Origin of the sequence: Anaeromyxobacter dehalogenans 2CP-C (genome assembly GCF_000013385.1) — a bacterium.
Classification (GTDB): Bacteria; Myxococcota; Myxococcia; order Myxococcales; family Anaeromyxobacteraceae; genus Anaeromyxobacter; species Anaeromyxobacter dehalogenans_B.
Map to the genome: position 1 here is coordinate 2,683,540 of NC_007760.1, position 13,219 is coordinate 2,696,758.

Annotated in this window: 12 protein-coding genes; 2 read left to right on the forward strand and 10 right to left on the reverse strand. The window is 74.8% G+C overall.

Annotated features, from left to right (window positions below):
- Nucleotides 1-11: 11 nt before the first annotated feature.
- On the forward strand, nucleotides 12-827 hold the full coding sequence (locus ADEH_RS12305; RefSeq protein ID WP_011421431.1) for a zf-HC2 domain-containing protein: 816 nt from the start codon (nucleotides 12-14) through the stop codon (nucleotides 825-827).
- 166 nt (nucleotides 828-993) lie between these two features.
- On the forward strand, nucleotides 994-2,580 hold the full coding sequence (locus tag ADEH_RS12310) for a response regulator (protein ID WP_011421432.1): 1,587 nt from the start codon (nucleotides 994-996) through the stop codon (nucleotides 2,578-2,580).
- Between the two features lie 15 nt (nucleotides 2,581-2,595).
- Here the strand turns inward: ADEH_RS12310 and ADEH_RS12315 are convergent, their stop codons facing one another.
- From ADEH_RS12315 to ADEH_RS12360, 10 genes are all read right to left on the reverse strand, one after another.
- A complete protein-coding gene (locus ADEH_RS12315; RefSeq protein WP_232287495.1) occupies nucleotides 2,596-2,895 on the reverse strand; it encodes an STAS domain-containing protein in 300 nt (99 codons plus the stop codon).
- 168 nt (nucleotides 2,896-3,063) lie between these two features.
- On the reverse strand, nucleotides 3,064-3,432 hold the full coding sequence (locus ADEH_RS12320; RefSeq protein ID WP_011421434.1) for a hypothetical protein: 369 nt from the start codon (nucleotides 3,430-3,432) through the stop codon (nucleotides 3,064-3,066).
- An 11-nt stretch (nucleotides 3,433-3,443) separates the two neighbouring features.
- Nucleotides 3,444-3,632 (reverse strand): glycine zipper domain-containing protein, encoded by a 189-nt coding sequence (locus ADEH_RS12325; RefSeq protein WP_232287267.1) that lies wholly within the window; start codon nucleotides 3,630-3,632, stop codon nucleotides 3,444-3,446.
- Nucleotides 3,633-3,749: 117 nt separating this feature from the next.
- Complete coding sequence (murJ, locus tag ADEH_RS12330) at nucleotides 3,750-5,357, reverse strand: murein biosynthesis integral membrane protein MurJ (RefSeq protein WP_011421436.1); 1,608 nt, start codon at nucleotides 5,355-5,357, stop codon at nucleotides 3,750-3,752.
- Nucleotides 5,357-6,502, reverse strand: a complete 1,146-nt coding sequence (locus tag ADEH_RS12335; RefSeq protein WP_011421437.1) for a hypothetical protein — start codon at nucleotides 6,500-6,502, stop codon at nucleotides 5,357-5,359. The genes murJ and ADEH_RS12335 overlap by 1 nt, the downstream gene beginning before the upstream one ends.
- Entirely contained in the window at nucleotides 6,502-7,281 is a 780-nt protein-coding gene (locus tag ADEH_RS12340; RefSeq protein WP_011421438.1) for a tetratricopeptide repeat protein, read from the reverse strand. Before ADEH_RS12340 ends, ADEH_RS12335 begins: the two co-directional genes overlap by 1 nt.
- The gene (locus tag ADEH_RS12345; protein ID WP_011421439.1) at nucleotides 7,278-8,042 is read right to left on the reverse strand and encodes a type III pantothenate kinase; all 765 of its coding nucleotides are present in this window, start codon (nucleotides 8,040-8,042) and stop codon (nucleotides 7,278-7,280) included. The genes ADEH_RS12340 and ADEH_RS12345 overlap by 4 nt, the downstream gene beginning before the upstream one ends.
- Nucleotides 8,043-8,115: 73 nt before the next feature.
- The gene (locus ADEH_RS12350; RefSeq protein WP_011421440.1) at nucleotides 8,116-9,108 is read right to left on the reverse strand and encodes a biotin--[acetyl-CoA-carboxylase] ligase; all 993 of its coding nucleotides are present in this window, start codon (nucleotides 9,106-9,108) and stop codon (nucleotides 8,116-8,118) included.
- A 52-nt stretch (nucleotides 9,109-9,160) separates the two neighbouring features.
- Nucleotides 9,161-9,997 carry a carboxylating nicotinate-nucleotide diphosphorylase gene (gene nadC / locus ADEH_RS12355; RefSeq protein WP_011421441.1) on the reverse strand — a complete coding sequence of 279 codons (837 nt, stop codon included), beginning with the start codon at nucleotides 9,995-9,997 and terminating at the stop codon, nucleotides 9,161-9,163.
- A 14-nt stretch (nucleotides 9,998-10,011) separates the two neighbouring features.
- The gene (locus ADEH_RS12360; RefSeq protein WP_011421442.1) at nucleotides 10,012-13,170 is read right to left on the reverse strand and encodes a valine--tRNA ligase; all 3,159 of its coding nucleotides are present in this window, start codon (nucleotides 13,168-13,170) and stop codon (nucleotides 10,012-10,014) included.
- Nucleotides 13,171-13,219 lie beyond the last annotated feature (49 nt).

The window sequence follows — 13,219 nt, forward strand, 5'->3', positions numbered from 1 at the left end:
GAGGGCCTCGAATGCGGACCGACTCCACGCTCACCGCCGCCATGGACTGCCGCGAGCTCGAGCGATCGATCGACGCGTACCTCGACGGCGAGTTCGACGAGCGCGAGCGCGCCGAGGCCGAGGCCCACCTCGCCACCTGCACGCCGTGCCGCGCCATGGCCGACCGCCAGGGCGCGCTCCGGCTCGCGCTGCGCGCCAAGCTCCGCGAGGCGATGGCCTCGCCCGCCGCCGCCGGCTGCGCGCCGCCCCACCTCCGCGCGCGCGTGCGGACCTCGCTCGCGCACGAGCGCCGGCCGCTCTGGCGCCGGGTGCTCCAGCCGGTGCCGGTCGCCGCCGTGGCCGCCTGCGCGATGGGCGTGCTGGTGGTGCTGGCGGGCCACCGCGGCGACACCGCCCTGGTGGACGACGCGATCCGGGTGCACCACCGCGCGCTGCCGCTCGAGGTGGACGCGGCGGCCATGCCGGGCTGGTTCGCGGGCAAGCTCGACTTCCACCCGGCCCTGCCGCACTTCGCCGGCGCCGTGGCCCGCCTCGAGGGCGCCCGGCTCTCCAACCTGCGCGAGTGGCCGGCGGCCTACGTGCGCTACCAGCTCCCCCGCGGACAGGCCGGCCTGTTCATCGTGGACGACCCGGACCGCCGCTTCGACACGCCCGGGCGCGAGGTGAAGGTGGGCCCCCAGGTCGTCCGGGTGGTCAACGCGCGCGGGTACAACGTCGCGGTGTGGCGCCAGGACGAGATCGTCTACTCGCTCGTCTCGGACCTCGACGAGGACGCGCTGTTCAAGCTCGTCCAGGCCGCCCAGGCCGAGGCCGCCGCCGGCCGATAGCGGCCGATCGCGGCGCCGGCGGTGTGGTCGCGGGGACGACCCGCGACCCGGCGTCCGTTTTGACCTCGCCTCGCCCCGCGGGTAACATTCACCAGCATTTTCCGCGCGGTGCGCGACGTGCGCGGCGCGCGCGCCGTCCCCTCCCGCCCGTGCCCGGGTCCACCTGATGCCGACGAAGATCCTGCTCATCGAGAACGACGCCGCGTTCGCCGCCGAGCTCTCGAAGACGCTCGAGGCGAGCGGCTTCGACGTGCGCGTCACCGGCGACGGGAAGCTCGGGATCGAGCTGGCGCGCGAGTGGGCCCCGGCGGGCGTGGTGCTCTCCGTCGAGCTGCCCGGGATGAGCGGCTACCTCGTCTGCCAGAAGCTCAAGAAGGACGACGCGCTGAAGGCGACGCCGCTCGTGCTCACCAGCGCCGAGGCGACCGAGGAGACGTTCGAGAACCACCGCAAGCTGAAGGTCCGCGCCGACGAGTACCTGCTGAAGCCGTTCCCGGCCGCCGCGCTGGTCGAGAAGCTCGGCGCGCTGGTGGGGCTGCCCGACGCGGGCGAGGAGGCGCTCGAGGCCGACGAGGAGATCGTCTCGCTCGAGGAGGAGATGGGGCTCGAGGCGGTCTCGGACCTCTCCGACGCGGACCTCCCCGCCCTCGACCTCGACGCGCTCCCGGACGAGCCGGGCGGCGACGGCGGCGAGGTGCCCGCCGCGGACGACCTGGCGCTGCTCGACGAGGCGTTCGACGGCATCGCGGCGCCGCGCCCCGAGCGGCCGGGCGACGCGCTCGACCTGGCGCTCGGCCTGGGCGACGTTCCGGCCGCGGTGGACGACCCCCTCGACCCGTCGCTGCTCGACGGGACCGACGACCTCTCCGGCCCCGCGGGGCTGGGCGCCGCGGACGATCCGGACGCGGGCCTGTCGCTGCTCGACGCGGACGCCGCGCTCGGCGCGCTCGCCGACGAGCCGCCCGCGGCGGCGCGCCCGCCGGTGCGCGGCGCGAGCGCCGACGCGCTGCGGGCGGCGGGGATCCCGCTGCTGGACGACCTGCCGGCGTCCGCGCCGGCCCCGGCGCCGGCGGGCGCCGATCCGGCCGAGCTCGCGGCGCTGCGCGAGCAGCTGCGCCAGGCGGAGGACGCCGCGGCGGGCGCCGCCGCCGAGCAGGCCGCCCTCCGCGCGCGCGGCGACGCGGCCGCGGCGGAGGCGGAGCGCGCCCGCGCCGAGCTGGCCGGGGCGCGCGACGAGGCGCGCGACGCCCAGGATCGCGCCGAGGCGCTGGACCGCGAGCTGGCCGAGCTGCGCGAGCGGCTGGCGGGCGCCGAGCGCGCAGCCGGCGACGCCGAGCGCCGGGCCGAGGACGCCGAGGCGCGCGCGCTCGAGGCGGAGGACGCGGCGCGCAGGCGGACCGCGGAGGCGGCCGCCGCCGCCGAGGCCGCGGCGCACGCCGAGGCGATGGAGCGCGAGCTGGAGGAGCTGCGCACCGAGCTGGTGGTGGCGCGCGGCGAGGCGGAGGGCGCGCGCGGCGAGGTGGAGAACCGCACCGCCGAGCTGCGCCGGCGCGTGGCGGAGCTGGAGGCCGCGAACGCCAAGAACGAGGAGCGCGTCCTCAAGGCCTACCAGAAGATCAAGGGCGACGAGAAGGTGAAGGACAAGGTCCGCAAGGCGCTCGCGATCGCGTCGCAACTCCTCGACGAGGGGCTGCCCGCCGAACCGGCCGCCGAGAAGGACCGCCGCGCCGCCGCGCCGCTCGTGCGCGACTAGCGCCGCCGCGCCGCGTTACCCGAGCGCCTCCTCGTCGCCGGCCGGCGGCACGAGGGTGACGCCCAGGTAGCGGAGCAGCCGCTGCTGGTGGCGGCCCAGGCCCACCACCTCGACCGCGTCGCGGCCGCAGAGCTGGCCCGCCATGGCGGCCACGCCGAGGTCCTGGACGTCGCGCACGCCCGAGAAGTCGAGCACCAGCGGGGAGGAGGCGGGGATCTCGCCGAGCCACCCGGAGAGGCGGCTCGCGGCCTGGCGATCGAACGTGCCCTCGATCCGGATGACGAGCTCGCCGCGTGCCCCGCGCGTCACGTCCATCATGTCACTGACCCCGGCCCGGAGAAGAGGAGTCCAAGGTGCGCGCGCGCACGGCGCGGGTCAACCCGGCGCCCCAACGTGGAGGACGCGGTGCGACGCAGAGGACCGATTCCCGCGTCGACGTGGAGCGCGCGTGCGCCCTCCGGGTGCGCCCGCGCCTGCGCGCGGTCAATGCGTCGAGGGCACGGAGGAGCCCTCCGGCCCGGCGCCGGACGTCGCCTCCCGCGCGCGCGCCGCGCGCATCGCGCCCACCGCCGCGCCGAGCGCGAGCAGGTTCGTCGGCGAGAGCGCCGCGCGCGCCGCCATCCGCACCATGGGCCGCAGCAGCGGCCACAGGCCGCCGCCCAGCACCAGCCCTGCGGCGGCCGCCACCCCCAGCACCACCATGGGCGACTCCGCCATGCGGCGCTCCAGCTCCAGCTCGTCGGCGAGCCGCGCCACCGACTCGCGCGCCTCGTCGCCGAGCTCGCGCAGCGCGTCCGCCACGTCGCCCAGCTCGCCCGCCTCCATCCCGCCCGTCCCCCGCTCGCGCTCCATCGCCCCTCCGCTCAGGTCCGCGAGAGCAGCCGGCCGGCCAGGAACCCGATCCCGACGGCGATGGCGACGGCCGCGATGGGCCGCTCGCGCGCGAAGCCGCGGATCCACTCGCCGGCGTCCTCGGCGTAGCCGCGGAGCCCCTCGAGCTGCTCCTGCATCCCCTCGGCCATCTCCTCGGCCCGGTGACGCATCTCGTCCATCGTGCCTTCTCCGCCGCCCCTGCCGCCGTTTTCCATGGTCACCCTCGCCGGATCGCCCTCGCGGCAAGGTAGGCCGCGGGCCCACGCGCGGCCAAACCCCGGGGAGGCGGCGGCGGCTCAGGCCCGGCGCGCGCGGCGCCGGCGCAGCCCGGCGAGGAGCTCGTCGAGCTCGGCGATGCGCAGGGCGCGCGCCGCCGCGAGGTAGGCGAGCCCGCCCGCGGCGATGGGGCCGAACGCGAGGGCGAGCTGCGCCGGGACGCCGGCGCGGCCGCCGAGCAGGCCGGCGAGCCCGCGCTCGGCCGCGAACGCGACCGCCGCGAGCACGGCGGAGGCGAGCAGCACCTTGCCGAGCTGGCGGGCGAGCCCTTCCCCGCCCAGCCGCCCGTGGCGCCGCCGCCAGGAGAAGAGCAGCACCGAGAAGTTCGCGAGCGCCGCGAGCGAGGTCCCGAGCGCCACGCCGCGGTAGCCGAGCACGGGGTAGAGCGCGAGGTTGAGGACCACGTTCGACGCCATGCCGAGCACGCTCCCCACCACCGGCACGCGGGCCCGGTCGAGCGCGTAGAACGCCGGGGCGAGCACCTTCACCGCGGAGTAGGCGTAGAGCCCGGCCGCGTAGCACACCAGCGCCGCGGCGGTGGCGTCGGTGTCGGCGGCGCCGAACCGCCCGTGCTCGTAGATGACCGAGATGATGGGCCGGGCCAGCACCGCCAGCCCCACCGCCGAGGGCACGTTCAGGAACGCGACCAGCCGCAGCGCCGAGCCGAGCGTGTCCTGCACCGCGCCCATGTCGCGCGCCGCGGCGCGCTGCGCCACGCCGGCGCCGGCCACGGTGGCGATGGCCACGCCGAACACGCCCAGCGGGAGCTGCATGAGGCGGAACGCCATCTGGAGCCAGGTGTTCGCGCCCTCCTCGTGCGAGGCGAAGACGGTGTTGACGAGGATGTTCACCTGCGTGGCGGAGAGCCCCACCACCGCGGCGCCCATCAGCCGGAAGATGCGGCGCACGCCGGGATCGGCCAGCGCGCCGCCGGCGAGCGCCGGGCGGGCGCGGTAGCCCACCGCGCGGACCGACGGGAGCTGCGCCGCGAGCTGGAGCGCGCCGCCGAGCAGCGTGCCGATGGACCAGCCCACCACCGCCCGCTCCGGCGGGAGCCCGGCCAGCCACAGCCCGAGCCCCACCGCGATGGCCCCCACGTTGAACAGCGCCGGGGCCACCGCCGGCGCGGTGAACCGCCCCTGCGCGTTCAGCATGCCCATCGCCACCGCGGAGAGCGAGACGAGGAGCAGGAACGGCATCATGATGCGGGTGAGGTACGCCGCCAGCGCCGCCTGGTCGGCGGTGTAGCCCGGCGCCATCAGCGCGACGAGCGGGCCGGCGAACGCGATCCCGAGCAGCGTGATGGCCCCGACCACCAGGAGCACCAGCGCCACCACCGTGTTGGCGAGCCGGTAGGCGGCCTCGCGCCCGCGGTTGCGGTGGGCGTCGGCGAACGCGGGCACGAACGCGGAGGAGAGCGCGCCCTCGGCGAACAGGTCGCGGAGCAGGTTCGGGATCCGGAACGCGACCACGAACGCGTCGGAGAACCGGTTCGCGCCGATCAGGATCGCGAAGAGCTGGTCGCGGACGAGGCCCAGCACCCGCGAGGACATGGTGGCGGCGGACAGCCACACCGCGCGCCCGACGCGGACCGGCGCCGCGCCCGCCGCCTCGGGGGTCCCGGCCACTAGTGCTTCCCGCCCACCGGCCCGCGCGCCGCCTGCTCCTTCTTCATCATCCACGCCTTGGCCTGCGCCTGGATCGTCTGCGGCACGTTCCGGTCGCGGGCCAGCTCCTTGATGTCCTTCTCCTGGAGCGTGCTGAGCATCTTGAGCGCGGTGGGCAGCGGGACCTTCGGGTTCTTCACCAGCGAGATCTTGATGGCGTAGGTCTTCAGGTACTCGCGGGTGCCGTAGATGTGGCGCAGCACGTCCGCGTTCACCGTGCGCGAGTTGGCCAGCGAGAGGATCTCGCCGTCGGTGATGCGGGGGCTGGTGACGGCCGCCATGCACACCAGCTTGTTCGCGTCGCGCAGGAGCAGGGTGCGGGCCTCCTTGTTGCCGAGCGTGGCGAGCTTGATCTTCTCCGACACGCTCATGCGCATGACGCGCTGCGTGATGTTCAGCTTGCGGGTGGACAGCTCCTCGGGGTCCGCCGCGGGCGGCGCGCCCTCCCCGGCCGCGTCGCGCGCCAGCTCGTCCGCGTACTCGGCCATGAGCTGGGCGGCGGTCTCGCCCGGCTCGGGCGGCTTCACCGTGGGATCGACGCCGTGGACGCGCTTGTGCGCCTCGACCATCTGCGGCACGTCGAGCAGCGTGAGCCCGTTGCGCACGCAGAAGTCGCAGGCGCCGTCCAGGGTGGACGCCAGCACGTTCGGGTTCGCGCACAGCGCGCGGACGATGGGCTCGTGCCGGAGCAGGCGCAGCTCGTTCTGCCGGACGATCTCGGCGAGGCGCTGCGGCACGAGGGCGGCGAGGCGGGCCACCGTCGCGTCCAGCGTGGCCGGGTTGAGCAGCACCAGCTCGAGCGCGCCCTCCCGCTGCGCCAGCCGGTCGGCCATCCAGTCCAGCACCGGCCCGGGCACCTCGTCCGAGCGCAGCGCCACGCTCCACATCTTCTCCGGCAGCCCCTCGGCGGTCTTCGCCGCGGTCTCGCGCACCGCGGCCTCGGGATCGTGCGCCAGCATGAACAGGAGCGTGGACAGGTCCGCGGCGGCGACCGCCGGGACGAGCCCCTTCGCGCCCATGGTGCGGAGCGGCAGCGGGGCCTTCGGGTCGGCGTGCTTCTGCAGCGGCTTCGGCAGGGTCTCCAGCGGGAGCGGACAGTCCGGCATCAGCGTTCGACCTCTCGAGGCTCGTCCGGCCCGGGCGCCGCCGCGGGCGCGCCGGCGTCCTCCGCGGCGGGCCCGGGGGCCGCGGGCGCGGCTTCGGGCGCGGCGGACTCGACGGGCGCGCTGACGGGCTCGGCGGGCGCGCCGGCGGGCGCGTCGGATGGGGTGGGCTCCACGGCCGGCTCCGCCGCGGCGGGCGCCGCCTCCACCTCCAGCCGGACGGGCGCGGGCGGCGGCGGGGCCTCGGGCAGCGCCGGCGGGAAGCCGAGCGCGAGCGGCGACATCTCGTAGGGCGGCGTGTTCCGCCGCTGCCACCGGTGCCGGATCCGGCCGAGGAAGCGGTTCAGCGGGTTGTTGCGCGACAGGAAGCCGACCACCGGCGGGCGGCGGATGCCGATGGTGTCGCGCGCCATGCAGAGGCTCGCGTCGCGCGGCCACAGCTCGAGCCCGCGCAGGATGGCGCGCACCGCCCGCTCGCGCTGGTTCAGCGCGAGGTGCACGCGGGCCTGGTTGAGCAGCAGCTCGGGCTCCGGCCCGGTGGCGCGCAGCGCCTGGTCGCAGAGCGTGACGCCCAGGTTCGAGTTCTTCTCGACGAGCACCAGCGTCACGCCGTACCAGGACATGGCCCGCGCGTCGCGCGGGTCCCGCCGGTGCGCGCGCTCGAAAGCGGCGTGCGCCGCGCCCAGGTCGCGCGCGGTGAACGCGGCGAGGCCCTCGTCGAGCAGGCTCCGCGCCGGGGCGGCGGCGCGGGGCGCCGGGGATGGGGTGGCCTGGCCGGTCACCGGTTGCGCTCGTGGAGGATGCGCAGCCCCTCCAGCGTGAGGTGCTCGTCCACCTCGGTGATGCTGCGGGAGACGCCGGCGATGAGCGGCGCGAGCCCGCCGGTCGCCACCACCTTGGGCGGCGTGGCCAGCTCGGCCGCGATCTGCGCGCAGATCCCGTCCACCATCCCGACGTACCCGTACACCAGGCCGGCCTGGATGGAGGCGACGGTGTTCTTGCCGACGACGGACGGCGGCTTCGCGAACTCCACCCGCGGCAGCTTGGAGGCGCTGCGCGCGAGCGCGTCCATGGAGATGCCGATCCCCGGGCAGATGGCGCCGCCCAGGTACTCGCCCTTCGCGGAGATGACGTCGAACGTGGTGGCGGTGCCGAAGTCCACCACCACCAGCGCGCAGCGCCAGCGCTCGAACGCGGCCACCGCGTTCACCACCCGGTCCGCGCCCACCTCCCGCGGGTTCTCGTAGAGGATGGGCATCCCGGTCTTCATCCCCGGGCCCACGAACATGGGCTTGCGGTCGAAGTACCGGACGCACATCTGCTCGAGCGTGAAGGCGAGCGGCGGGACCACGCTCGCGATCACCACCGACGAGACCCGCGCCGGCTCGAGGCCGGCCGAGGCGAACAGCTGGCGCAGCAGGATGCCGTACTCGTCGTAGGTGCGGGTGTGGCTCGTCTCCACGCGCCAGTGCTTGCGGAGCACGGCGCCCTCGTAGACGCCCAGGGTGGTGTTGGTGTTGCCGACGTCGATGGCGAGGAGCACGGGCGGGAGCCTAGCTTCCGGGCCTGTCTGGGGTCAATTCCGCGGCCGGCGCGGGCGTGCGCCGCCGCACGGGTCAGCGCGGCCGCACCAGCCGGACGTCCCCCGCGAGCACCCGCTCCAGCCCGCTCGCCGTCCGGACCAGCAGGGCCCCGGCCTCGTCGATGTCCTCGGCCGTGCCGGCCAGCTCGCCCCCGTCCACCGCCACCCGCACCTCGCGTCCCAGCGTCACCGAGCGCTCGCGCCAGGCCTCGCGGATGGGCGCGAAGCCCCGCTCCTCGTGCACGTCCAGCCAGCCCTCGAGCGCGGTCAGGCACGCGGCGGCGAACAGCGCGCGCGGGGCGGGCTCGCCGCGCTCCAGGAGCACGCTGGTGGCCTCGCCGCGCAGGTCGTCGGGGAAGTCGTCGGCCCCGGCGTTCACGTTCACGCCCACGCCCACCACCATCCAGTGGACGCGATCCTGCTCGGCCGCCAGCTCGGTGAGGATCCCGGCGATCTTGCGCCCGCCGGCGAGCACGTCGTTCGGCCACTTGATCCCGGCGTCCACCCCGGCCTGCCGGAGCGCGTCGCAGACGGCGAGCGACGCCACCAGCGTGATCTCCGGCGCGCGCGCCGGCGGCAGGTCGGGCCGGAGCACCACGGAGAAGTAGAGGTTCTTGCGCGGCGGCGAGATCCAGGCGCGGCCGCGCCGCCCGCGCCCGGCGGTCTGCCGCTCGGCGATCACCACCTCGCCGTGCACGGCGCCCTCCTCGGCCAGCTCCCGGGCGCGGTCGTTCGTGGAGGCGAGCTCCTCGTGCGCGTGGAGCACCTGCCCGAGGTCGTGCGTGTTGAGCAGCGGCCGCAGCTCCAGCGCGGTGAGCCGGTCCGGCACCTCGGCCAGCCGGTAGCCTCGCGCCGGCACCGCGTCGATGCGGTAGCCGCGGGCCCGGAGCGCGTTCACGTGCTTCCACACCGCGGCGCGGGTCAGGCCGAGCTTGTCGGAGATGGCCTCGCCCGACACGACCTCGTCCCCGGCCTCGGCCAGGAAGGCGAGCACCAGCTCGGCGGAGTCGGACGGCTCGGTCGCCATGGTCCGCCGATCTTCCGGGGCCGGCGACGGCCTGTCAAATGGCCCCGCCGGCTCAGGCGAGGTCGAACGCGAGGTCCACGGCCCGGGCGCTGTGCGTCACCGCGCCCATCGACACGAAGTCCACCCCGGTCGCGGCCACGCGCGGGAGCCGCTCCAGCGTCATGTTGCCGCTGGCCTCGAGCAGCACGCGCCCGGCCGCGCGGCGGACCGCCTCGGCCATGGCCGCGTCGTCCATGTTGTCGAGCAGCACCAGGTCGGCGCCGGCGGCGATGGCCTCGTCCAGCCCGGGCAGGTCCTCGACCTCCACCTCGACGCGCAGCATCGCGCCGGCCGAGGCCCGGGCGCGCCGCACCGCCTCGGCGACGCCGCCGCAGGCCGCGACGTGGTTGTCCTTGATGAGGACGCCGTCGCCCAGGCTGAAGCGGTGGTTCTTGCCGCCGCCGGCGCGCACCGCGGCCTTCTCGAGCATGCGCCAGCCCGGCGTCGTCTTGCGCGTGTCGAGCAGGCGGGTGCGGCCGCCGCCGGCGGCCAGCGCGTCGGCGCAGCGGCGGGTGGCGGTCGCCACGCCGGAGAGCCGCTGGAGGAAGTTCAGCGCGGTGCGCTCGGCCGCGAGCAGCGCGCGCACCGTGCCGCGCGCGGTGCCGACGAGCTCGCCCCGCGCGGCGCGCGCGCCGTCGGCGCGGTCGAACGTGCAGGATGCCCCGAGCCGCTCGAACACCCGCACCGCCACCGCGGTGCCGGCGAGGACCAGGTCCTCCTTCGCGAGGAACCGGCCCTCCCCGGTCGCCGAGGCGTCGATGGTCGCCTCGCTCGTCGCGTCGCCGAGGAGGAGGTCCTCCTCGAGCGCCAGGTCGAGGAGGCGCTCGGCGTGGGCGGAGAGCCGGGGCATCCGCGCGCCGCCGCCTACTTCCGCTTCCCGGCCTTCTTCTTGGCCGTCTTCTTCGCGACCTTCTTCGGGGCCGGCTTCCGCGCGACCTTCTTCGCGGCGGCCTTCTTCGCGGGCGCCTTCTTCGCGACCTTCTTCTTGGCGACGGGCTTCTTCGCGGCGGCCTTCTTGGCGGGGGCCTTCTTCGTGATCTTCTTCTTCATCGCAGCGCGGGTCGCGGCGGCCTTCTTCACGGAGCGGCGAACCGTCTTGCGGACGGCATCGGCCACCTTCTCGATGCCCGACGCGACCGCGGTCGCGGCCTGCTGCGCGGCCTCGCTCACCGCGGCGACCGCCTTCTCGGCGCTCTCGACGACCGGATTCTCCTGCGCCGGCTGCGCCTGGGCAGCGGGCGCGTCCTGCGTCGGCTTCTGCTCGTTCTGGATCTCCATGGTGTCCCTCCTGGCGGAATTCGCCTCCGATCCCGAAAGCATCGCACGATGCGCCTCGAGCTTGCCTCTTTTTTCGCGAAGCTCCTCCGCCCGGGCACGGTCCTTCTCGACCACCGCCGGCGGCGCGTTCTGCACGAAGGACGGGTTCTGGAGCTTCCGCTCGAGGACGGCGAGGTCCTGATCGACCTTCCCGATCTCCTTGTCCACGCGGGCGGTCTCGGCCGCCAGGTCGATCACCCCGGCCAGCGGGACGCGGACCTCGAACCCGGGGCCCACCCCCACCGCCGACTGCGGCGCCGGGGCGGTCGCCGCCGCGACGACGAGGTGCGAGCCGTCGATGCCGGCCACCCGGTGCACCCGGGCCAGCTCGCCGGCCTGCAGCAGGTCGCGGACGGCGGGATCCGCCACCGCGATCTCCACCGGCGCCTGCGCGCCCAGCTTCACCTTCCACGGGATGCCCATCTCGCCGCGGATGTTGCGCACCGCGTCGATGATCCCGAGAACCGGGCGGAAAGCGGCCTCCGCGGCCTCGTCGGCCTCCCCCTTGCGGGGGTATTCGGCGGCCAGCACCGAGTCGGCCCAGGCGCTCGCGCCGACCTGCGCGCGGAGCACGTGCCACAACTCCTCGGTGATGAACGGCATGAACGGGTGGAGCAGCCGGTAGGACGTCTGGAGGCAGTGCACCAGCACCGCCTGGACGCTGCGCCGCGCCTCGGGGTCCTCGGAGGCGAGCGCCTCCTTGGACAGCTCGATGTACCAGTCGCAGAGCTCGTGCCAGACGAACGCGTAGACGGCGTTCGCGGCGTCGTTGAACCGGAAGGCGTCGAGCGCCTCCACGGTCTCGTTCACCGTCCGCTGCAGCCGGGCCAGGATCCAGCGGTCGGCCGGCGTGCGCGCGGCGCGGGCCGGGTCCTCGCCCCGCTCCTCGTAGCCGGCCAGGTTCATGAGCGCGAAGCGGCTCGCGTTCCAGAGCTTGTTCGCGAAGGCGCGGTAGCCCTCGATGCGCTCCTTGGCGAGCTTGATGTCGCGGCCCTGCGCGGTGAGCGCCGCCAGCGTGAAGCGGAGCGCGTCGGCGCCGTACTGCTCGGTGATGACGAGGGGGTCGATGACGTTCCCCTTCGTCTTCGACATCTTCTGGCCCTTCTCGTCGCGCACCATGGGGTGCAGGTACACGGTCCGGAAAGGCACCTCGCCCATGAAGTGGAGGCCCATCATCATCATCCGGGCCACCCAGAAGAAGATGATGTCGTGCCCGGTCTCCATGACGGAGGTCGGGTAGAAGGTCCGCAGCGTGTCGGTCTGCTCCGGCCAGCCCATGGTGGAGAACGGCCACAGGCCGGAGGAGAACCAGGTGTCGAGCACGTCCTCGTCCTGGCGCAGCTCGCGCTTGCCGCAGGTCGAGCAGGCCTCCGGCGTCTCGCGCGCCACCGTCACGTGGCCGTCCGGGCAGTACCAGGCCGGGATCTGGTGACCCCACCAGAGCTGCCGGCTGATGCACCAGTCGTGGATGTTGCGCATCCACGCCATGTACGTGTTGGTCCACTGCTCCGGGATGAACCGGGTCTTCCCCTGCTCCACCGCCTCGATGGCCGGCCGGGCCAGCGGCTCGATGCGCACGTACCACTGGTCCGAGATCAGCGGCTCGAGGATGGTGGCGCTGCGCTGGCAGCGGCCGAGCGGCAGGACGTGCGCCTTCGCGCCGCGGTCCAGCCCCTGCTCGGCGAGGAGGCGCTTCACCTCCTTGCGCGCCTCGAAGCGATCCAGCCCGGCCAGCGGGCCGGCCTCGGCGGTCATGCGGCCGTCGGGGCCGATGACCGTGATCATCTCGAGGCCGTGGCGCTTGCCCACCTCGAAGTCGTTGAAGTCGTGCGCCGGGGTGACCTTCACCGCGCCGGTGCCGAACTTCGGATCGACCAGGATCGCGTCGGCGACGATGGGGAAGGTGCGCCCGGTGATGGGGTGGCGGACCTTCTTGCCGTGGAGCGCCATGTAGCGCGGGTCGAGCGGGTGGACCGCCACCGCCGTGTCGCCGAGCATGGTCTCGGGCCGGGTGGTCGCGACCACGATCTCGCCCGAGCCGTCGGCGAGCGGGTACGCGAAGCTCCACAGCTCGCCCTGGTGCGCCTCCTCGTGCTCGACCTCGAGGTCGGAGAGCGCGGTGCGGCAGTCCGGGCACCAGTTGATGAGCTTCTTCTCCCGGTAGATGAGCCCCTCCTCGTGCAGGCGCACGAACACCTCGCGCACCGCCCGGGAGAGCCCCTCGTCCATGGTGAAGCGCTCGCGCTGCCAGTCGAGCGAGGCGCCCAGCGCCTTGTGCTGCTCGCCGATGCGCGACCCGTACTGCTCCTTCCACGCCCAGACGCGCTCCAGGAACGCCTCGCGCCCGAGGTCGTGCCGGCTCTTCTTCTCGGCCTTCTTCAGCTCCTTCTCGACGATCATCTGCGTGGCGATGCCCGCGTGATCGGTGCCGGGGAGCCAGAGCGTGTTGAACCCGCTCATCCGCTTCCAGCGGATGAGCACGTCCTGCAGCGTGGCGGTGAGCGCGTGGCCGAGGTGCAGCGAGCCGGTCACGTTGGGCGGCGGCAGCACGATGGAGAACGGCGGGCGGGTGCGGTCGTGCTCGTCGCCGTGGAAGTAGCCGCGCTCCTGCCAGAAGGGATACCAGCGGGCCTCGACCTCGCGGTGCTCGTAGCCCTTGGCGAGCTCGGTGCGGTTCTCGTTCTCGATGGGATTCGGGTTCGACACGTCGTCTCCGGGCCTGCGCGGGCCGCGGCCGCCCGGCGATCGGGCGCGC

Bases quoted from the DNA above. Each gene is read 5' to 3' on its own strand.
- ADEH_RS12305 (WP_011421431.1), top strand. From the start codon at position 12: ATGCGGACCGACTCCACGCTCACCGCCGCCATGGACTGCCGCGAGCTC.
- ADEH_RS12310 (WP_011421432.1), top strand. From the start codon at position 994: ATGCCGACGAAGATCCTGCTCATCGAGAACGACGCCGCGTTCGCCGCC.
- ADEH_RS12315 (WP_232287495.1), bottom strand. From the start codon at position 2,895: ATGGACGTGACGCGCGGGGCACGCGGCGAGCTCGTCATCCGGATCGAG.
- ADEH_RS12320 (WP_011421434.1), bottom strand. From the start codon at position 3,432: ATGGAGCGCGAGCGGGGGACGGGCGGGATGGAGGCGGGCGAGCTGGGC.
- ADEH_RS12325 (WP_232287267.1), bottom strand. From the start codon at position 3,632: ATGGACGAGATGCGTCACCGGGCCGAGGAGATGGCCGAGGGGATGCAG.
- ADEH_RS12335 (WP_011421437.1), bottom strand. From the start codon at position 6,502: ATGCCGGACTGTCCGCTCCCGCTGGAGACCCTGCCGAAGCCGCTGCAG.
- ADEH_RS12350 (WP_011421440.1), bottom strand. From the start codon at position 9,108: ATGGCGACCGAGCCGTCCGACTCCGCCGAGCTGGTGCTCGCCTTCCTG.
- nadC (WP_011421441.1), bottom strand. From the start codon at position 9,997: ATGCCCCGGCTCTCCGCCCACGCCGAGCGCCTCCTCGACCTGGCGCTC.